Here is a 17,489-nt window from a genome sequence, read left to right as displayed (position 1 = left end):
CCCGGCCACGCTGGAGGCATGACACCCGCACCCCAACACTCCGCTCCCGTTCCCGGGGCTCCCGTCCTCGCCGCCTCCGGCCTCACGAAGACCTACGGCCCATCCACCGCGCTCGCCGGCGTTGACTTCCACGTCGGAGCGGGCGAGTCGGTGGCCATCATGGGCACCTCCGGCTCGGGCAAGACGACGCTGCTGCACTGCCTGGCGGGCATCGTCGCGCCGGACAGCGGCTCCGTCGTGCTCAGGACCGCCCAGGGCCCGCTGGAGGTCACCGGCCTGAACGAGGCCGGTCGGTCGCGACTCCGGCGGGAGGCGTTCGGCTTCGTCTTCCAGCAGGGACTCCTCCTGCCCGAGTTGACCGCCGTGGAGAACGTCGCACTGCCGCTGATGCTCACCGGCGTCGACCGCGGCGCCGCCGAGCAGACCGCTGCGACCTGGCTCGCAGCGCTCGGGCTGGCGGGCTTCGAGTCCCGCCGGATCGGCCAGCTGTCCGGCGGGCAGGCGCAGCGGGTGGCCATCGCCCGCGCACAGACGACCGGCGCAGCCGTGGTGTTCGCCGACGAACCGACCGGAGCGCTCGACTCCGCGACCTCGGCCGAGGTGATGGATGCGCTCATCCGCTCGACCACCGAGCGCGGACGTTCGCTCGTCGTCGTCACCCACGACGAGGCGGTTGCCGCCCGCTGCGGCCGGGTCGTCCGTCTCGCCGACGGCCGGATCGTGGATGCGGTGAGCGCGCGATGACGACCCTCCGGATCGCCTGGCTGTTCGCCCGGCGCAGCGCCTCCGCCCGGTCGACCGTGGCGCTGCCGGTGGTCGCGTTCGGCGTGGCCACCGCGCTCCTGCTCATCGTTGCGGGCGGAGCGCACGCTTTCTTCTCCTGGACCGACTCGGATGCCGGCCTCTACCAGACGCTGACGGTCATCGCCCTCTCGCTGCTGGTGATCCCGCTGCTGGCGCTCGGCGGCTCCGCCGCGCGGCTGTCGGCCCGCCGCCGCGACGACCGGCTCTCCAGCCTCCGCCTGCTGGGAGCGACACCCGCGATGGTGCGCGCCCTCACGGTGCTCGAGTCGAGCATCCTGGCCCTCGCCGGTGCCGTGGCCGGGCTCATCGTCTATCTGCTGACCTCGCCGCTTGTGGCGCTGATCCCGTTCCGCGGGAAGCCGCTCGGGATGTCGGTGCTGCTGGAGCCGGTGGTTATCCTCGGCATCGTGGCCGGCATCGGGCTGCTCGCCGCCGCCAGTGCGCTCATCGCGCTGCGCGGGGTGGTGGTGTCGCCGCTGGGCGTGCGGACGCGGCAGCAGGCACCCCGGGTGCACTGGATGCGCGCCCTGATCACGGTGGCGGTGATCGCCCTGGTCTTCGCACTGGTCAGCGCGGTGCAGGTCATCGCGGGCGCCGGAGTCGTCGTCGTCCTCGCCATCCTGGTGCTGGCGTTCGGCGGAAGCATCGCGGTCCTCAACGTCATCGGCCCGTGGGTGCTGCGGCGCACGGCGACCCGGCAGGCACGCCGTGCGCGCACACCGCACCGGCTGCTCGCCGCCCGCAGCGTGCTCGAGTCGCCCAAGGCGGCCTGGCGCCAGGTCTCCGGTGTCGCGATGACGAGCTTCATCGCGGTCTTCGCCGGCGTCGCCACCTCGCTCACCGGCGCGGTGGGCGACGGCGACGGCGACACGCAGACGCTGGTCACCGACATCCGCACCGGGGTCATCGTCACCGTGGTCGCGTCCTTCCTCATGGTCGCCTGCTCGGCGGGCGTCACGCAGGCGGCCGCCATCCTCGACCGCCGCGACCTCTACGTGAGCCTCGACCGGATCGGGATGCCCGTCGCCGAGATGAACGCCGCCCGCAGCCGGGCGGTGCTGTCGCCGCTGCGGATCACCGCCGTCGGCTCGGCCGTCACCGCCGCCGTGGTGATGCTCCCGCTCACCGGCCTCAGCCTCCTGACGTCGCCCCTCACGCTGTTGACGGTCGCCGCCTGCCTGGTCGCCGGAACCCTGATCGTCTGGGCGGCGCTCCGGGCCACCCGGCCGGTGCTCACCCGGGTGCTCGCCGAGCCGTCACCCAGCCTCTGAACGGGCGGGGCATGCTCCGAACCAGTAGGGTCGGAGCATGCCCCAGAACAGCGACGTGGAAGCTGCACTCGAGCAGCTGCACAGCATCCGTCAGAGCATCGACAACATCGACGCCGCGGTCATCCACATGCTCGCGGAGCGGTTCAAGTTCACCCAGCAGGTGGGGGCGCTGAAAGCCGAACACGGGTTGCCGCCGGCCGATCCGGAACGCGAGAAGGAGCAGATCCAGCGGCTCCGCGCGCTCGCCGAGGAAAGCCACCTCGATCCGGCCTTCGCCGAGAAGTTCCTGACCTTCATCGTCGCCGAGGTCATCCACCACCACGAGCGCATCGCCGTCGAGAACGGCAAGTAGCCGGATGGGCTGGGATGCCGCCGCGCTGCCGGACGCCCACGGCCGGACGGTCGTCATCACCGGCGCGAACGCCGGCGTCGGCTACTTCACCGCGGAGCAGCTCGCCCGCGCGGGCGCGCGGGTCGTGCTCGCCTGCCGCGACCCGGAACGTGCAGAGGCCGCTGTATCCGCCATCCGCCGTCGGGTGCCGCGCGCGAGCGTCGAAGCGATGCCGCTGGATGTGACCGACCGGCGGTCGATCGATGCGGCGGCCGACGCCCTGCTGTCGCGTGACCGGGTGGATGCGCTGGTCCTGAACGCCGGGATCGTGCACCCGCCGCGCACCCGGAGGACCGACGACGACGGCAACGAGCTGGTGCTGTCCACGAACGTCCTCGGCCACTTCCGGCTCGTCGCCCGGGCGCTCCCCGTGCTCGAGCGGTCCGGCGCGGCGCGGATCGTCACCCTCGGGTCGCTCGCCAGCCGCCTCGGGCGTCTCCGGCTCGACGACCTGCAGCTCGAAGACGGGTACACCTCGTGGCGGGCGTACTCCGGCTCGAAGATCGCGGCGCAGATGTTCGGGTTCGAGCTGGATCGCCGCCTGCGTGCGGCGGGCTCCGGTGTGCAGAGCATCGTCGTGCATCCCGGCTACTCCACCTCAGGCCGCACGCCGGGGATCCGCGGCGTGAACCAGCCGTCGCGGCTGAAACGCTTCGCCGACAACCTGCAGGCTGCGTGGACGCAGGGCAAGGACGACGGGGCGCATGTCCCAGTGCGTGCCGTCATCGACCCGACGCTGTCCGGCGGCGAGTACCTCGGCCCCGCCCTCTGGACCAAGGGCGCACCTGCCCTCGCCCGCCCGACCCGAGCCTCCCGCTCCCCGCGCCAAGCCGCCCGCCTCTGGCCCCTCCTGGAGCACCTCACCGACCACCCCTTCCCCCTCCCCTGATCCCGCCATCCGCCTCCCGCCCCACCGTCGAGTCCACGAAAAGTGCACGCGACGCGCCGTGTCGGCGTGCACTTTGTGCGGACTCGACGGCGGGGCGGGAGCCCGGTTGGCGCGGGGGTCAGTCGACGACGATGGTCAGGAGGCGGTGGGTGGCTGGGACCGCCGCACGGAGGGCGTCGCGGGCCGTGGCGTAGTCGGGACCCTCGGCCTCGATCTCCTCGACGGCCGACTGCCGGATGATCGCTTTAGCGATCACCCGTCCGCCGCGCGGCATCGCGTTGTGCACCTGCAGGAGGTCGAACCCCTCCGGCACCTGCTCCTCGATGAGCGCTCGCGCCGACTCCGCGTCGTCCGCCTCCGCATCGAGCTCGCGCGTCTGGCTGGTCTGGATGAGTCCGCGCACCTTCATGCGTCCAACGCTAGCCGACCCGCCCCGGCACCCACCGTCGAGTCCACAAAAAGTGCACACGACGCGCCGTGTGGGCGTGCACTTTGTGTGGACTCGACGGTGGGGGGTGCGGGAGAGTGGGGGATACGGTGAGGGGATGGACTACCGCACGATCCCCCTCGACGACACGTCCGCGCGCGAGCTTGCGGCCACCGGGCTCCGGTACGCATTGGTTGATGCCGCCGACCCGGACGCACTCGACGGCTGGATCCGCGCCGACTTCCGCGGGTTCCACGGCCGCCGGCCGTCAGCGGAGATGCTCGCCGGGGCTCGCGAGAACTTCGCCGCTCGCCGCAACATCGCGGTCTACGACGACGAAGGCCCGAGCCGCGAGCCGGTCGGCACGGTCAACACCTGGCCGGCACCCCTCACCGTCCCGGGTGGTGCGCGCGTGGATTCGTGGGCGATTAGCTCGGTCACCGTCGCCCCGACGCACCGCCGCCGCGGCGTCGCACGGGCCCTACTGGGCGGCGAACTGCGGACGGCGCACGCTCTCGGCCTCCCGCTCGCCATCCTGACCGTCTCCGAGTCCGTCATCTACGGCCGGTGGGGCTTCGGGCCGGCGACCTGGTCGACGGCATGGACGATCGACACCAAGCGCGTTCGGTGGGCCGGCGGCGAGACCACCGGCCGCCTCTCCTTCGCCGAGCCGGACGAGTACGCCGAGATCGGCGAGCGGGTCCTCGACCGGGCGATGGCCGGCCGACACGGCGAGATCGGTCTCCAGCCGTACCTCGCGAAGCGGCTGATCGGTCCGCTTCCCGCCGACCCGGACGCGGAGAAGCTGCGCCTGGTCCGCTACGACTCGGCCACGGGCGAACCGGAGGGCTTCGTCTCGTACTCCCTCAAGGGTGACGACGACTTCACCCGCCACACGGTCGAGGTGAGATACCTGGCGGCGGCGACCCCGGAGGCGCAGCGCGCGCTCTGGCGCTACCTGCTGGACCTCGACCTCGTCGCTGCCGTCAAGGTCTGGACGCGCGGCGTCGACGAGCCCGTGCAGGCGCTGGTGAACGACATCCGCGGCGCACGGGTGACCGACCTCGAGGATCACCTTTGGGTCCGCATCCTCGACGTCCCGGCCGCACTGCAGGCGCGCACGTACGAGCAGGACGGCTCGGTGGTGCTGGACGTCGCCGACGACCTCGGCTTCGCCGCCGGACGCTTCCGCCTGACGGTGCGCGACGGCCGGGCCGAGGTGGCGCCGACCGACGACCCGGCCGACGTGACCCTGGCGGTGAACGCGCTCGGCAGCGTCTACCTCGGCCACGACGTGGCGCGGGGCCTGGCGCTGGCCGGCCGCATCGAGGGCGACGTGGATGCGCTCGACCGCCTGTTCCGCACCGCGGTGCCTCCCCGGCTCAGCACCTGGTTCTGACGCGGAAGCCGGAATAGCGTCCCGCTATTCCGGTTTAGGGGCCACAAACCGGAATAGCGAGACGTTATTCCGGTTCGGAGGTCGCAAACCAGCCTGAGGATTCGCTGACGACGCTCTGACTCAGTCGATCAGGTCGTGGCGGACCACGATCTGGTCGCGGGCAGGCCCGACGCCGATCGCAGAGATGCGCGCCCCGGAGAGCTTCTCGAGAGCGAGGACGTAGTCTTGCGCGTTCTTCGGCAGGTCGTCGAAGCTGCGTGCACCGCTGATGTCTTCGGTCCAGCCGGGGAACTCCTCGTAGATCGGCTTCGCGTGGTGGAAGTCGCTCTGCGACGCCGGGACCTCTTCGTGGCGCACGCCGTCGACGTCGTAGGCGACGGCGACGGGGATGCGCTCGATGCCGGTGAGGGTGTCCAGCTTGGTGAGGACGAAGTCGGTGACGCCGTTGACGCGGGCCGTGTAGCGGGCGACCGGGGAGTCGTACCAGCCGGTGCGGCGGGGGCGTCCGGTCGTCGTGCCGAACTCGAAGCCGCGCTCGCGCAGGAACTCGCCCCACTCGTCGAACAGTTCGGTCGGGAACGGGCCGGCGCCGACGCGGGTCGTGTACGCCTTGACGATGCCGATCACGCGGTCGATGCGGTTCGGGCCGATACCCGACCCTGTCGCTGCGCCTCCGGCGGTGGAGTTGGAGGAGGTGACGAACGGGTAGGTGCCGTGGTCGACATCCAGCATCGTCGCCTGGCCGCCCTCGAAGAGCACGTACTTGCCCTCCTCCAGCGCCTGGTTGAGCAGCAGGGAGCTGTCGACGACCATCGGGCGGAGGCGCTCGGCATGCTCCAGCAGCTGCTCCACGACCTCGTCGACCGTGATCGCGCGGCGGTTGTAGACCTTCACCAGGAGGTGGTTCTTCTGGTCGAGGGCGCCCTCGACCTTCTGGCGCAGGATGTTCTCGTCGAACAGGTCCTGGATGCGGATGCCCACCCGGTTGATCTTGTCGGCGTAGGTGGGGCCGATTCCGCGGCCGGTGGTGCCGATCTGGCGTTTGCCGAGGAACCGCTCCGTCACCTTGTCGATCGTGCGGTGGTACGACGTGATCACGTGCGCGTTGGAGCTCACCCGGAGGCGCGAGACGTCGACACCCCGCGCGATCAGCGCATCCAGCTCTTCGAACAGCACCTCGATGTCGACGACGACACCGTTCGCGATGACCGGGGTGACGCCCTCGGTGAGGATGCCGGAGGGCAGCAGGTGCAGGGCGTACTTCTCGTCGCCGATGACGACCGTGTGGCCGGCGTTGTTCCCGCCGTTGAACTTGACGACGTAGTCGATGCGGCTTCCCAGGACATCGGTCGCTTTGCCTTTGCCTTCGTCGCCCCACTGGGCGCCGATGATCACGATCGCGGGCACGTTGCAGTCCTCTCGGTGGATGGATCACGTCGGCGCCACGCGGACGACCGTCGCACTCGATCCTATCGCGGCCCCCTTTCGGCCCTCGGTTCGCACTAAGTTGCACACCAGTGTGCAAGAAGGCGTACACTGAGTGCATGCCCACCCCCTCCACCCGCGCTCCGCGCCGCGACGCGGCCGCCAACCGCGAAGCGATCCTCGGCGCGGCCGCCGGCGCCCTGAACGACGACATCGACGCCTCCCTCGAGAGCATCGCCACCCGCGCCGGCCTCAGCCGCCGTGCCGTGTACGGCCACTTCGCCACCCGCGACGAGCTCCTCGTCGAGGTGTTCACCCGCGGCGCGCGGCGCCTGGCAGCGCTGCTCGACCCGGTGTCGCACCCCGACCCGCTGGTCGAGATCGCCCTGTTCGGGGCGACGCTCTGGGCCGAGGTGGAGCACATCCGCGTCAGCGCGGCGCTGGCCGTGCGCGGCCCGCACCGCGAGCTGGTCGGGACCGCGCTCGACCCCGCGCGCGCGCGGCTGCGCAATACCGTGCGCCGGGGGATGGAGTCCGGCCACATCCGAACGGACCTCGACCGCGAGACGGTCACCCGGCTCATCGAGAACGCCGCCGTCTCCGTGCTCGACGAGGCCACCCGCGCCCGGTTGACCCCGGAGGCCGGACACCGGTTGGTGATGCTGGCCGGGCTCGGGGCCGCCGGGATGGGGTGGCGGGAGGCCGGCGAGCTGATCGCATCCACACCGGAGCTGGCGTTCGGCGGCATGGCCCCGGCGAGCGAAGGGGAGCGGCGATGAAGGTCGTCCTCGACCAGGTCGCCAAGGGCGCCGCGCTGGCGCCGACGTCCGCCACATTCGAGACCGGGCGCGCTTCGCTCGCCCGGGCGGAGACGGAGCAGCGCCCGACCGTGCTCGGCTTGATCGCATCGGGACGGATGCGCCCGGACGGCGGCACCGTCACGATCGACGGAAGCACCGACTACAGCACCATGCGTCGCCGCATCGCCCTCATCGACGCCCCCGACGTGTCGGAGCCCGCCGCCGATGTGACGGTCGCCGGCATCGTGGCGGAGGAGCTGATGTTCGCCGGCCGCGCGTCGCATCCCGTGGCCGTCGGTCGCTGCCTGCGCGACCTCGGGGCATCGGAGTCGGCACGCCAGGCGATCGGCACGGTGCCGCCCACCGTCCGCATCCGCCTGCTCGCCGAACTGGCGCTGCTGCGGAAGGGCGTGGACGGGCTGGTCCTGGTTTCGCCCGACCGTCACGGCGGCGACCCCGTCGAGTGGTGGCGGCTCGCCCGCGAACTCGCCGGGCGCGGCATCGCGGTGCTGGTCGTCGCCGGCGACGCCTCCGCTGCAGCGATCGCCGCGGCCTCCCTGGTCTCCCGCATGGACGCGACCGAACCCCAGACCTTTGACGAAGACCCCGGCCGGGACGACACCGACGATCTCCCGGACCTGATCGTGGAGAGCGCATGAAAATCCCGCAGATGATCGCGGCGGAGTTCCGCCGCCTGACCGCCAGCCCCATGTCCATCGTGGCGCTCATCGCCCTGATGTGCGTGCCGGTGCTCTACGGCGGCCTGTACCTGTGGGCCAACCAGAACCCGTACGCCAACCTGAACCGCATCCCGGCGGCCATCGTGGTCGACGACACCGGCACGAGCGTCGACGGGAAGACGGTGAACTACGGCAGCGATGTGGCCGACCATCTCATCACGGACGGGTCGTTCCAGTGGCACCGCGTGGCGCAGGGCTCGGCGGCGAGCGGGGTCGATAACTCGAAGTACGACTTCAGCATCACCTTCCCGAAGGACTTCTCGTCGGCGCTCGCGTCCGCCTCCGGCACGGCCCCGCACCGCGCCGTGGTGACCCTCACCACCAACGACACGAACAGCTACCTGGCGTCGACGATCGGCACTCAGGCGGCGGAGAAGATCCGCACCTCGATCGTCAAGCAGGTGAACGAGCAGGCGGCGAAGCAGTTCCTGGTGGGACTGGCCGACATCCGGTCGAACCTGGTGACGGCGGTGGACGGCGCGAACAAGCTCGTCGACGGCAGCGCGAGCGCGCAGTCCGGTGCGACCCAGCTGGCCGACGGGACGTCGCAGCTCGCGTCCGGCTCGCAGGAGCTGGCGGGCAAGCTCGGCGAGCTGGCCTCCGGTGCGCAGCAGGTCAGCGACGGAGCCGCCCAGGTCGCGGCGGGCAACGACCAGCTGGCGGCGAAAGCGAACGACGCGGGAGCGGCAGCAGCGCAGATCGCGGCGGCGGCCCCGGCGGCGCGCCAGGACCTGCTGCAGCGACTCACCGCCGCGGGTGCCACCCAGGCGCAGCTCGACCAGGTGACGGCCGTGCTCGGCGACCTCGACACCAAGGTGCAGTCCGGCAACCAGCAGATCCAGGGCGCGGTCGGCCAGATCAACCAGTTGGCCGCCGGGGCGGATCAGGTGTCGAGCGGAGCCTCGCAGGTGGCATCCGGCTCGCAGCAGGCCGCCTCCGGAGCCGCGCAGTTGGCTTCCGGAGCCTCGACGGCCGCCGGCGGGGCGGCACAACTGCGCGACGGGCTCAGCACCCTGCACGACGGCACCGCGCAACTGCGCGACGGGCTGACGTCCGGCATCGACCGCATCCCCGACAACTCCCCCACCCTGCAGGCGAAGCAGGCGTCGACGATCGCCGACCCGGTGAACCTCAAGAACGACTCGATCACCTCCGCCGGCACCTACGGAGCCGGGCTGGCACCGTTCTTCGTCGCCCTCGCGGGCTGGATCGGCATCTACGCCCTGTTCCTCATCGTGAAGCCGGTGTCGCGGCGCGCGATCACCGCGCTGCACTCGCCCGTCAAGATCACCCTCGCCGGCTGGCTGACGCCGGGCCTCCTCGGCGCCATCCAGATGATCGGGCTGTTCGCGATCGTCGCCGGTGCGCTCGGGTTCCGCATCGACAACCCGGTCGGGATGTACGGCATGATGGGCCTGGCCTCGGTCACGTTCGCCGCGATGATCCTGGCGCTCAACGTGTGGCTCGGCAGCGTCGGACAGTTCCTCGGTCTGGTGCTCATGGTGCTGCAGCTCGTGACGGCGGGCGGGACGTTCCCGTGGCAGACACTGCCGGGTCCGCTCGCCGCACTGCACCATGCCCTGCCGATGTCGTACGCGGTCGACGGCATCCGCCAGGTCATGTACGGAGGCAACCCGGCCACGGCCTGGGCAGACGCGGGGGTGCTCGCTCTGTGGATGCTGATCGCGCTGCTGATCGCGGGAATCGGGGTCACGCGGATGACGCACTTCCGCACCCTGCGCGACCTGCGGCCGTCGCTGATCGGGTAGCGGGCGCACCCTGGTGGGCGCGCGCCGGCTGGCGCTAGTGTGGCGCCCATCAACATCCCGATCCGAGGAGGACGACCATGGCCGATCTCGAAGTCCAGGCGGCACTCGCGCAGGCGCGCCAGGCGGCGAGCGCCGCCAGCTACGACATCCAGAAGCTGCCGGAGGACTCGATCGAACGGCAGGCGCTGCACAACCTCGTCACCGCTGTGGACTCCATCATCCAGGCGCTCGACGCCGACTGACCCGCGCGGGATGCGCGAGTTGCGACATCAAGTCGCGACTCGCGCGGAATAGGCGCGAGTACTCACGGATCGATGGGCGGCCGCGCGCGATAGTGCCGGGCCGCCCCCAGGCGGCGACGGTGGGCGGCACTAGTGTGGCGGCGTGACCGAAACGCTCCGCATCCTGCACCTCTCCGACACGCACCTGTACGGCGACGGCCGGTTGCAGTACGGGGTCGTGGACACGCTGGCCGCACTGGATCGGGTGCTCGCGCGCGCCGCGACCCTCGCCGGCATCGACCTCATCGTCGTGTCGGGCGACCTTTCGGAGGACGGCACGGCCGCCTCGTACCGGAAGCTGAAGGGCACGCTGGACCCCTGGGCCGCCGAGCGCGGCGCCGCCGTCGTGTACGCGATGGGAAACCACGACGTGGCGGACGGCTTCGAGGAGGTGCTCGGCGCGCGCGAGACGGTGACCGCCGTGCGCGGGTTCCGAGTCGTGACGGTCGACAGCTCGGTGCCCGGCGCCGGCTACGGCCGGGTGGACGAGTCACAGCTGGAGTGGCTGAGCGGCGTGCTGGCGACGCCCTCCCGACACGGCACCGTCGTGGTCCTGCATCACCCACCTGTGGCGCCGACGACGGTGCTGTTCGAGCCACTCCGGCTGATCGACCCCGACGCCTTGCTCGAAGTGTGCAGTGACGGGGATGTGCGGCTCATCCTGTCCGGCCATTTCCACCACGGACTGGTGACGGAGGCGGGAGCCGCCGGCATCCCCGTCGTCGTCGCCCCCGCCGTGGCCAACACGACCGACGTGCTGTGGCCGCCCCCTCGGGAGCGGGCGGTGCGCGGCGCCGGCTTCGCGTGGGTGCAGCTGCCGGACGACGGACCGCTGCGCGCCCACCTGCTCACGGCTCCGGCGCCGGACGACGGCGAGACGGTGTACGACCTCGACACCGCCGCGATCCAGCGCATCGCCGCCGAGGCGGGGTGGCGCAGGTGAGTGCGACAGCCGGATACTCCGGCACCCCGCTGTGGAAGAAGCTCGGGCTGAAGCCGGGGATGAGCGCCGCCGTGCTCCACGCCGATCCCGGCTGGCGCATCCCGCTCCAGGACGGACCTTCGGTCGAGTGGGTCGACGACGGGGCGGCGGGACTCATCCTCGCCTTCTACCGGTCGGCCGACGCCTTCCTGGGCGAGCTGGACGACCTCGGCGAGCGCATCCGGCCCGACGGGATGCTCTGGGCGGCGTGGCCGCGCAAGGCGGCCGGGCACGTCAGCGACCTCTCCGACAACGTCATCCGCGAGGCCGCCCTGCGGCGCGGCCTCGTCGATGTGAAGGTGGCAGCGGTCGACGACGACTGGTCAGGACTCAAGCTGGTCTGGCGTCTCACCAACCGCTAGGCGAAGCGGACGTGCTGCGTGATCCACGTGTGCATGGCGATCGCCGCCGCCGCGGACGCGTTGATGGAGCGAGTGGACCCGAACTGGGCGATCTCGACCACGGCATCCGCCGCGTCCAGCGCCTCGGCCGACAGCCCTGGGCCTTCCTGCCCGAACAGCAGCACGCACTCCCGCGGCAGGGCGAAGGTCTCGATGCCGACCGAGCCCGGCACGTTGTCGATCGCGATCACCGGCAGGCGGGCGCCGTGCGCCCACGCCACGAAAGCGGCGACGTCGTCGTGGTGCACGACGTGCTGGTAGCGGTCGGTGACCATGGCGCCCCGCTTGTTCCACCGGCGCCGGCCGATGATGTGGACGGTGTCGGCCAGGAACGCGTTGGCGCTGCGGACGATCGACCCGATGTTCATGTCGTGCTGCCAGTTCTCGATGGCGACGTGGAATGGGTGCCGACGCTCGTCGAGGTCGGCGACGATCGCGTCCATGCTCCAGTAGCGGTACCGGTCGATCACATTGCGTGTGTCGCCGTGGCGGAGCAGCTCCTGGTCGTACCGGGAGTCGTCCGGCCACACGCCGGGCCACGGCCCGACGCCGTTGGTCGTCAGCTCGTGCGTCGGGTTCGGCGTCTCATCCACCGGACCAGCGTATCCACGGTCTCCGGGACACCTCACCGCTGCGCGGCCACGGCCCCTAAGCTGGACGCAACCGATTCCCGGCGAAAGGAGTCCGCGTGACGCGTCGCGACGAGATCGAGTGCTGGCTCACGGACATGGACGGCGTGCTCGTCCACGAGAATCAGGCCCTCCCGGGCGCCGCGGACCTCATCCAGCAGTGGCGGGACCAGAGCACCCCGTTCCTGGTGCTCACCAACAACTCGATCTTCACGCCGCGCGACCTTGCGGCACGGCTTCGCACATCCGGGCTGGATGTGCCGGAGGAGTCCATCTGGACGTCCGCGCTGGCGACCGCCGACTTCCTCAAGTCGCAGATGCCGGGTGGCAGCGCCTACGTGATCGGCGAAGCCGGGCTGACGACGGCGCTGCACGAGGCCGGCTTCATCATGACCGACACGAACCCGGACTACGTGGTCGTCGGCGAGACGCGCAGCTACTCCTTCGACGCGATCACCAAGGCGATCCGCCTGATCGGCAAGGGTGCGCGGTTCATCGCGACCAACCCGGACGCGACCGGCCCGAGCGCGGAAGGGCCGCTCCCGGCGACCGGCGCGGTGACGGCGATGATCACCAAGGCCACCGGCCGCGACCCGTACGTCGTGGGCAAGCCGAACCCGATGATGTTCCGCTCGGCGATGAACCGCATCGGCGCCCACTCCGAGAACACCGCCATGATCGGCGACCGGATGGACACGGACGTGATCGCGGGCATCGAGGCCGGTCTCCACACCATCCTGGTACTGACCGGGATCAGCGACACGGCTGAGATGGAGCGATACCCCTTCCGGCCCGACGAGGTGTTGAGGGGCGTGGACGAGCTGGTCGCCCGGGAACCGCTCGAGGCCGAGCTCTGACGCGGAGCCCCTCCGGCTCGGGGATGGACGATGGACGACTTCGCGCGCATCCGGTCCGCGATCGCGGACGCCGCGCGGGAGGCCTGGACCCGGCTGCGCGATGAGCGTCCCACCGACGACTTCTACTACTTCGGGTTGTGGACGACGCCGGTCGCGCACCGTCCAGCCCCCACGGCGTGTTCCCTGCAGGGGCTGCAGCGCGCGGTGAAGGCGTTCCGTGCGGACGGTGTCGCGGTCGAGCCGGACGAGCTCCGCTGGGCGGTGAACGCGTCGCCGTACGACCTGTTCGGGGACGAGTCGTTCGCTCGGCTGGAGCCGCTGTTCGAGGCGCAAGGCGACCCGTACGACCGGCCCCGCCCGGCGAACGAGGCTCTCCTCGGGGCGATGGAGGGTGCCATCGCCGACCTGGACGCGGCGGGCTTCTTCGGTGTCGGTGCGGAGCGGCAGGCGCTCGTCGTGAACGTCACGATGCCCGCGCACGAACGGCCGGAGGACGCGCTCGAGTCGGCCAGGCGGCTCAACCCGGCCGGCGCGCTGGAGCGCTACGCGGCCGACCTGTCGTCGTTCGAGCGCCTCGGGGTCAGGCGCCCGGACCGGGACCGGCGACCGACGACGTGAGCGGCTGCCCGCTGGAACGGTTGGCGAAGCAGTAGTAGGAGCGCTGACCGTCCTTCCACTGCCGCTCGGTCGCGGGGAAGGAGCCGACGACCTGCAGGTCCGGGTATGCCCCCGCCGCTTTCAGGTCAACGACGCCGCTCGCCGTGCACAGGCCCGGGATCTGTTGAGCGAGCGCGTCCGCCCCGGGATAGGGCGCGGCCGGGTCGGCGGAGAGCACGTTCGTGTACACGAGCTGGGCGGTGTGCGACGCGGTGCAGTCGACCACCGTGAAGTCTTGCGCCCACACCGAGGTGAACGGCTGGATGCACTCCCCGCCACCGAGCGCATCCCACGGGTGGCTGCCCGCACCGACGGCCGCGGCCGGCTTGGGCGTGACCGTCGGCACCGGAGTCGGCGTCGGGGACGGAGTGGCCGAGCGCGGAGGCGCGGAGGTGGTCGGTTGCGGCGCCGCCTTCGGCGCGCCCAGCAGCGACGGGATGCGCGTTCCGAGCGCGAAGAGGCCGATCAACACGAGCACGACGGCGAGCGCGGCCACGGCGATAAGCAGGATGCGGTTGTTGCGCGACCCCCAGATTCCCGGGCCGCCGGGAGGAGTGGGGCCACCGGGGCCGGCCGGCGTTCCGGCGGGAACGGCGGCGGGCGTCCCCGCGATCGCTCCCGACGCGGCGACTGCGGCGGCGGTCGGTGTAGCGGCGGTCGCGAGTGGCGTGAAGCGCGGGGGCGACCCCTGCCCGTAGGGATCCGTCGCGGGAGGCTCTGGGGTTCGCCGCGGGACGGCGAACGGGCTGGTCTCCGGCAGCTGCGGGCCTTCGAGATCGGCGGCCGCCTCCGGAGGCGACGTCCAGGCGGCGGTCTGCTCCCAGGCCGGCGCTGGTCGAGGTTCCGGATCCGGTTCCGGCTCTGGTTCGAGGTCCGGTTCGGGTTCGGGTTCGGGTTCAGGCTCGGTATCGGGCTCGACAGGCTCAGCCACCGCAACGTCGCCGAAGAGCGCTGCCAGGCCGTCCGAGTCGTCCTCGGCACCAACCGTGTCCTCCGTAGCGGCCGACGGTGCAGTGTCCAACGGTTCGGCCTCCGACGCGCCCGCGATGCTCTCGGCGTCGATGGGACTCGTCGCCGGAGACGGCATCCCTCCGAGCGCCAGCTCCGCCTCAGCGGCGGGGATGGCCGGCTCGGACGGGAGCACCGGGGCGGAGCGGTCACGGCCAGCGCGAAGGAGCGCGGCCATCTCGGCGGCGTCGAGCTGCTGCGTCGGCACGTCCTGCGTTGGGGCACTCTGCGCCGGTACCTCGGGAGTGGCGCCGGCCGGCGGCTGCTCCATCAGCGCCGCCGCGTCGATCGGCGGAAGCACCGGCGGGCCCGGTTCGGCTGTCCCGCTGCCGTCCGCCGCGGGAGGAGTGAGCGCTGCCGGGACGATCGGGATGATGCTCGTGGTGTCGCCGATGATCGACCGCCCCGACGGGGCCCCGTGGTCCCCGAAGCCGAGCAGGGCGGCCAGACCGTGGCTCTCCGGCTCGGGCGCGGGCGCGGCGGGCGCATCGAAGATCGTTCGTGGAGGCTCCGGCTCAGCAGCCGGAACCGGAGGCGATTCGATCACCCAGGAGCGCGCCGCGACGGGCGTCGCGTCAACCGGCGCCTCGTCGACCTGCTCCTCGTCGACCCGCGCGTCGTCCACCTGCGCGTCGTCGACTAGCTCACCCGTTGCCGACTCACCCGTTGCCGACTCGCTGTCGACCCCGGACGGTTCGACCTGCCGCGGGGCGGCGGCGGGCTCGGGGAACGGCGATCGGTATACGGGCGGCACGAGTGGTGCCGGCTCGGGCGCAACCACGGACGCGGACTCCCCCGCCACAGCGTCAGGCTCTCGGAGCGGGGTGGGCTCGACGGCTGCAGGCTCCGGCTCCGGTTCCGGTTCGGGTTCCGGGGCGACGAGCGGGTCCGCTCCTTCACCAGGGGTGAGATTCCACGAGAAAGCGACAGGGAACTGCGAAGGTTCCGGCTCCGCGGGGGCCGCTTGGTCTTCTTTCCTCAGCAGGTCATCGAAGCGACCGGCGTCCGGCTCCTCGGGCGCCACGACGGGGAGGGCGACCGTCGGCTGCAAGGCCGTCGGCTGTTCGACAGTCGGCTGCTCGACCGTCGGCTGCTCCCCGGTCGACTGCACCTGGCGGCCACCCGTCAACTGCTGCAGTAGCCAGTCGGAGCTGCCGAATTCCGGCTCCGTCGACTCGTCGGGGCTCTGCGGACGCCCGTCGTCCTCGGCGCCCCTCCCGCGCTCGTCGGACACTACGCCAACCCCAGGTCCTTCAGGCCGATGGCGGCGAAGTACGGGTAGCCCGCACCCTCGATGACCTCGCGGGCGCCGGTGTCGCGGTCGACGACCACGGCGACGGCCGCGATCTCGGCGCCGACCTTCTGCAGCGCCTCGATGGCCTTCAGCGGCGATCCGCCGGTCGTGGAGGTGTCTTCCAGCACGATGACACGCTTGCCTTCGAGGTCGGGACCCTCGACCTGCTTGCCCCGACCGTGATCCTTCGGCTCCTTGCGCACGACGAATGCGTCGTACGAGAGCCCCTGGGCGGCACCCTGGTGCAGGATGGCCGCGGCGACCGGGTCGGCCCCCATGGTCATTCCGCCGACCGCCACCACGTCGGGAACTTCGCGGATCAGATCGATCATGACCTGCCCGATGAGCGGGGCGACGCGGTGATCCAGGCTGACCTTGCGCAGGTCGACGTAATAGCTCGCCTTCTTGCCGCTGGTGAGCGTGAAGTCGCCGTGGAACACGGCCTCGGCTGCGATGTAGTCGATGAGCTGCTCTCGTGCGTCGGTCACATCCCCGATTCTAGAGGGGAACGCGCCACCGACCGGGAGTTCTCCACAGGCCCTTGGCCTTCCACCGAAACGCGGTCCGGCTCGGGCGTGGTCGGTGGCGGCCGATACGATCGGGGCATGCGCGTCGCCACCTGGAATGTGAACTCGATCCGTACCCGCGTGGTCCGGGTCGTCGACTGGATGGTCCGCGAAGACGTCGATGTGCTCGCGATGCAAGAGATCAAGTGCAAGCCCGAGCAGTTCCCCTATGCCCAGTTCGAGGCCGCCGGCTACGAGGTCGTGCTCCACGGCCTGAACCAGTGGAACGGCGTCGCGATCGCCAGCCGTCTCCCGATCGAGGATGTGACGATCGGCTTCCCCGACATGCCGGGGTTCCTGAAAGACCACGACGGCCCCGAGCTCCCGAAGGAGGCGCGGGCGATCGGCGCCACGATCGAGGGCGTCCGCCTGTGGAGCCTGTACGTGCCGAACGGCCGTTCCCTCGCCGACCCGCACTACGTCTACAAGCTCGACTGGCTGGCCGCCCTGGCAGCGGACACCCAGCGCTGGCTCACCGAAGATCCGTCGCTGCAGCTCGCCCTGGTGGGCGACTGGAACGTCGCGCCGCTCGACTCGGACGTCGGCGACCCGAGCCTGGTCCCCGGCCTGTCGACGCACATCTCCCCTCCCGAGCGCACGGCGTTCGCCGCGTTCGAGAAGGCGGGACTCACCGACGTCGTCCGTCCGATCGTGCCGGACGGCTTCACGTACTGGGACTACAAGCAGCTCCGGTTCCCGCGCAATGAAGGACTCCGCATCGACTTCATCCTCGGCTCACGCGCCTTTGCCGACCGGGTGGTGGGCGCCAGCATCCACCGCAACGAACGGAAGGGCGACGCTCCCAGCGACCACGTCCCGGTGCTCGTCGAGCTCGCCCCGGCGCCGGTCGAGGATGACGACGACGACCGCCCGATGATCTTCGGCTGACGGTCGACCCG

General features: G+C 71.3%; 19 protein-coding genes. 14 read left to right on the top strand and 5 right to left on the bottom strand.

The genetic code is table 11. The features are described from left to right. The first annotated feature begins 18 nt into the window (after positions 1-18). Genes AB4079_RS18905 through AB4079_RS18890 form a run of 4 tightly spaced genes read left to right on the top strand, consistent with a single transcriptional unit; the run spans position 19 to position 3,355 of the window. The gene (locus AB4079_RS18905) at positions 19-744 is read left to right on the top strand and encodes an ABC transporter ATP-binding protein (protein ID WP_441788874.1); all 726 of its coding nucleotides are present in this window, start codon (positions 19-21) and stop codon (positions 742-744) included. Beyond that, positions 741-2,075, top strand: coding sequence for an FtsX-like permease family protein (locus AB4079_RS18900; protein ID WP_441788873.1), 1,335 nt, complete (start codon positions 741-743; stop codon positions 2,073-2,075). Before AB4079_RS18905 ends, AB4079_RS18900 begins: the two co-directional genes overlap by 4 nt. Positions 2,076-2,112: 37 nt before the next feature. Beyond that, positions 2,113-2,427 (top strand): chorismate mutase, encoded by a 315-nt coding sequence (locus tag AB4079_RS18895; protein WP_441788872.1) that lies wholly within the window; start codon positions 2,113-2,115, stop codon positions 2,425-2,427. Positions 2,428-2,431: 4 nt separating this feature from the next. Then, positions 2,432-3,355, top strand: coding sequence for an SDR family NAD(P)-dependent oxidoreductase (locus AB4079_RS18890; RefSeq protein ID WP_441788871.1), 924 nt, complete (start codon positions 2,432-2,434; stop codon positions 3,353-3,355). Positions 3,356-3,473: 118 nt separating this feature from the next. Here AB4079_RS18890 and AB4079_RS18885 read toward each other — a convergent pair whose 3' ends face one another. Then, positions 3,474-3,764, bottom strand: coding sequence for a hypothetical protein (locus AB4079_RS18885; RefSeq protein WP_441788870.1), 291 nt, complete (start codon positions 3,762-3,764; stop codon positions 3,474-3,476). Between the two features lie 136 nt (positions 3,765-3,900). Between AB4079_RS18885 and AB4079_RS18880 the strand changes: the two genes are divergently transcribed. Beyond that, positions 3,901-5,181, top strand: coding sequence for a GNAT family N-acetyltransferase (locus AB4079_RS18880; protein WP_441788869.1), 1,281 nt, complete (start codon positions 3,901-3,903; stop codon positions 5,179-5,181). A gap of 120 nt (positions 5,182-5,301) precedes the next feature. On the opposite strand, the gene AB4079_RS18875 is transcribed toward AB4079_RS18880, so the two are convergent. Further along, positions 5,302-6,588: an adenylosuccinate synthase gene (locus AB4079_RS18875; RefSeq protein ID WP_441788868.1), complete on the bottom strand. Its 1,287-nt coding sequence runs from the start codon at positions 6,586-6,588 to the stop codon at positions 5,302-5,304. Positions 6,589-6,725: 137 nt separating this feature from the next. On the opposite strand from AB4079_RS18875, the gene AB4079_RS18870 reads away from it, so the two are divergent. The 6 genes from AB4079_RS18870 (at position 6,726) to AB4079_RS18845 (ending at position 11,540) form a co-directional block, all read left to right on the top strand. Further along, on the top strand, positions 6,726-7,385 hold the full coding sequence (locus AB4079_RS18870) for a TetR/AcrR family transcriptional regulator (protein WP_441788867.1): 660 nt from the start codon (positions 6,726-6,728) through the stop codon (positions 7,383-7,385). Next, entirely contained in the window at positions 7,382-8,065 is a 684-nt protein-coding gene (locus AB4079_RS18865; protein ID WP_441788866.1) for a hypothetical protein, read from the top strand. Before AB4079_RS18870 ends, AB4079_RS18865 begins: the two co-directional genes overlap by 4 nt. Then, entirely contained in the window at positions 8,062-9,915 is a 1,854-nt protein-coding gene (locus AB4079_RS18860; protein WP_441788865.1) for a YhgE/Pip family protein, read from the top strand. The genes AB4079_RS18865 and AB4079_RS18860 overlap by 4 nt, the downstream gene beginning before the upstream one ends. Positions 9,916-9,992: 77 nt before the next feature. Then, positions 9,993-10,157 (top strand): hypothetical protein, encoded by a 165-nt coding sequence (locus tag AB4079_RS18855; protein ID WP_441788864.1) that lies wholly within the window; start codon positions 9,993-9,995, stop codon positions 10,155-10,157. A gap of 142 nt (positions 10,158-10,299) precedes the next feature. Then, complete coding sequence (locus tag AB4079_RS18850) at positions 10,300-11,139, top strand: metallophosphoesterase (protein ID WP_441788863.1); 840 nt, start codon at positions 10,300-10,302, stop codon at positions 11,137-11,139. Next, complete coding sequence (locus AB4079_RS18845; RefSeq protein WP_441788862.1) at positions 11,136-11,540, top strand: DUF3052 family protein; 405 nt, start codon at positions 11,136-11,138, stop codon at positions 11,538-11,540. The genes AB4079_RS18850 and AB4079_RS18845 overlap by 4 nt, the downstream gene beginning before the upstream one ends. On the opposite strand, the gene AB4079_RS18840 is transcribed toward AB4079_RS18845, so the two are convergent. Beyond that, a complete protein-coding gene (locus AB4079_RS18840; protein WP_441788861.1) occupies positions 11,537-12,172 on the bottom strand; it encodes a TrmH family RNA methyltransferase in 636 nt (211 codons plus the stop codon). The two genes, AB4079_RS18845 and AB4079_RS18840, sit on opposite strands and share 4 nt — an antisense overlap. 95 nt (positions 12,173-12,267) lie before the next feature. Between AB4079_RS18840 and AB4079_RS18835 the strand changes: the two genes are divergently transcribed. Beyond that, the gene (locus AB4079_RS18835; RefSeq protein ID WP_441788860.1) at positions 12,268-13,065 is read left to right on the top strand and encodes an HAD-IIA family hydrolase; all 798 of its coding nucleotides are present in this window, start codon (positions 12,268-12,270) and stop codon (positions 13,063-13,065) included. Between the two features lie 30 nt (positions 13,066-13,095). Then, the gene (locus AB4079_RS18830) at positions 13,096-13,683 is read left to right on the top strand and encodes a DUF4303 domain-containing protein (RefSeq protein ID WP_441788859.1); all 588 of its coding nucleotides are present in this window, start codon (positions 13,096-13,098) and stop codon (positions 13,681-13,683) included. On the opposite strand, the gene AB4079_RS18825 is transcribed toward AB4079_RS18830, so the two are convergent. After that, complete coding sequence (locus AB4079_RS18825) at positions 13,646-15,964, bottom strand: hypothetical protein (RefSeq protein ID WP_441788858.1); 2,319 nt, start codon at positions 15,962-15,964, stop codon at positions 13,646-13,648. The two genes, AB4079_RS18830 and AB4079_RS18825, sit on opposite strands and share 38 nt — an antisense overlap. Next, positions 15,964-16,512 (bottom strand): orotate phosphoribosyltransferase, encoded by a 549-nt coding sequence (pyrE, locus tag AB4079_RS18820; protein WP_441788857.1) that lies wholly within the window; start codon positions 16,510-16,512, stop codon positions 15,964-15,966. Before pyrE ends, AB4079_RS18825 begins: the two co-directional genes overlap by 1 nt. Before the next feature lie 117 nt (positions 16,513-16,629). On the opposite strand from pyrE, the gene AB4079_RS18815 reads away from it, so the two are divergent. After that, positions 16,630-17,478 carry an exodeoxyribonuclease III gene (locus AB4079_RS18815; RefSeq protein WP_441788856.1) on the top strand — a complete coding sequence of 283 codons (849 nt, stop codon included), beginning with the start codon at positions 16,630-16,632 and terminating at the stop codon, positions 17,476-17,478. Positions 17,479-17,489 lie beyond the last annotated feature (11 nt).

Origin of the sequence: Leifsonia sp. 2MCAF36, from assembly GCF_052115525.1 — a bacterium.
Classification (GTDB): domain Bacteria; phylum Actinomycetota; class Actinomycetes; order Actinomycetales; family Microbacteriaceae; genus Leifsonia.
Note: the sequence above shows the minus strand (reverse complement) of the source record. Positions and strands in the feature narration are given on the sequence as shown.

Excerpts from the sequence above, each read along its gene's own strand:
- AB4079_RS18815 (WP_441788856.1), top strand. The coding sequence starts at position 16,630 with ATGCGCGTCGCCACCTGGAATGTGAACTCGATCCGTACCCGCGTGGTC.
- AB4079_RS18870 (WP_441788867.1), top strand. The coding sequence starts at position 6,726 with ATGCCCACCCCCTCCACCCGCGCTCCGCGCCGCGACGCGGCCGCCAAC.
- AB4079_RS18855 (WP_441788864.1), top strand. The coding sequence starts at position 9,993 with ATGGCCGATCTCGAAGTCCAGGCGGCACTCGCGCAGGCGCGCCAGGCG.
- AB4079_RS18880 (WP_441788869.1), top strand. The coding sequence starts at position 3,901 with ATGGACTACCGCACGATCCCCCTCGACGACACGTCCGCGCGCGAGCTT.
- AB4079_RS18890 (WP_441788871.1), top strand. The coding sequence starts at position 2,432 with ATGGGCTGGGATGCCGCCGCGCTGCCGGACGCCCACGGCCGGACGGTC.
- AB4079_RS18860 (WP_441788865.1), top strand. The coding sequence starts at position 8,062 with ATGAAAATCCCGCAGATGATCGCGGCGGAGTTCCGCCGCCTGACCGCC.
- AB4079_RS18830 (WP_441788859.1), top strand. The coding sequence starts at position 13,096 with ATGGACGACTTCGCGCGCATCCGGTCCGCGATCGCGGACGCCGCGCGG.
- AB4079_RS18900 (WP_441788873.1), top strand. The coding sequence starts at position 741 with ATGACGACCCTCCGGATCGCCTGGCTGTTCGCCCGGCGCAGCGCCTCC.
- AB4079_RS18885 (WP_441788870.1), bottom strand. The coding sequence starts at position 3,764 with ATGAAGGTGCGCGGACTCATCCAGACCAGCCAGACGCGCGAGCTCGAT.
- AB4079_RS18865 (WP_441788866.1), top strand. The coding sequence starts at position 7,382 with ATGAAGGTCGTCCTCGACCAGGTCGCCAAGGGCGCCGCGCTGGCGCCG.
- AB4079_RS18895 (WP_441788872.1), top strand. The coding sequence starts at position 2,113 with ATGCCCCAGAACAGCGACGTGGAAGCTGCACTCGAGCAGCTGCACAGC.
- AB4079_RS18905 (WP_441788874.1), top strand. The coding sequence starts at position 19 with ATGACACCCGCACCCCAACACTCCGCTCCCGTTCCCGGGGCTCCCGTC.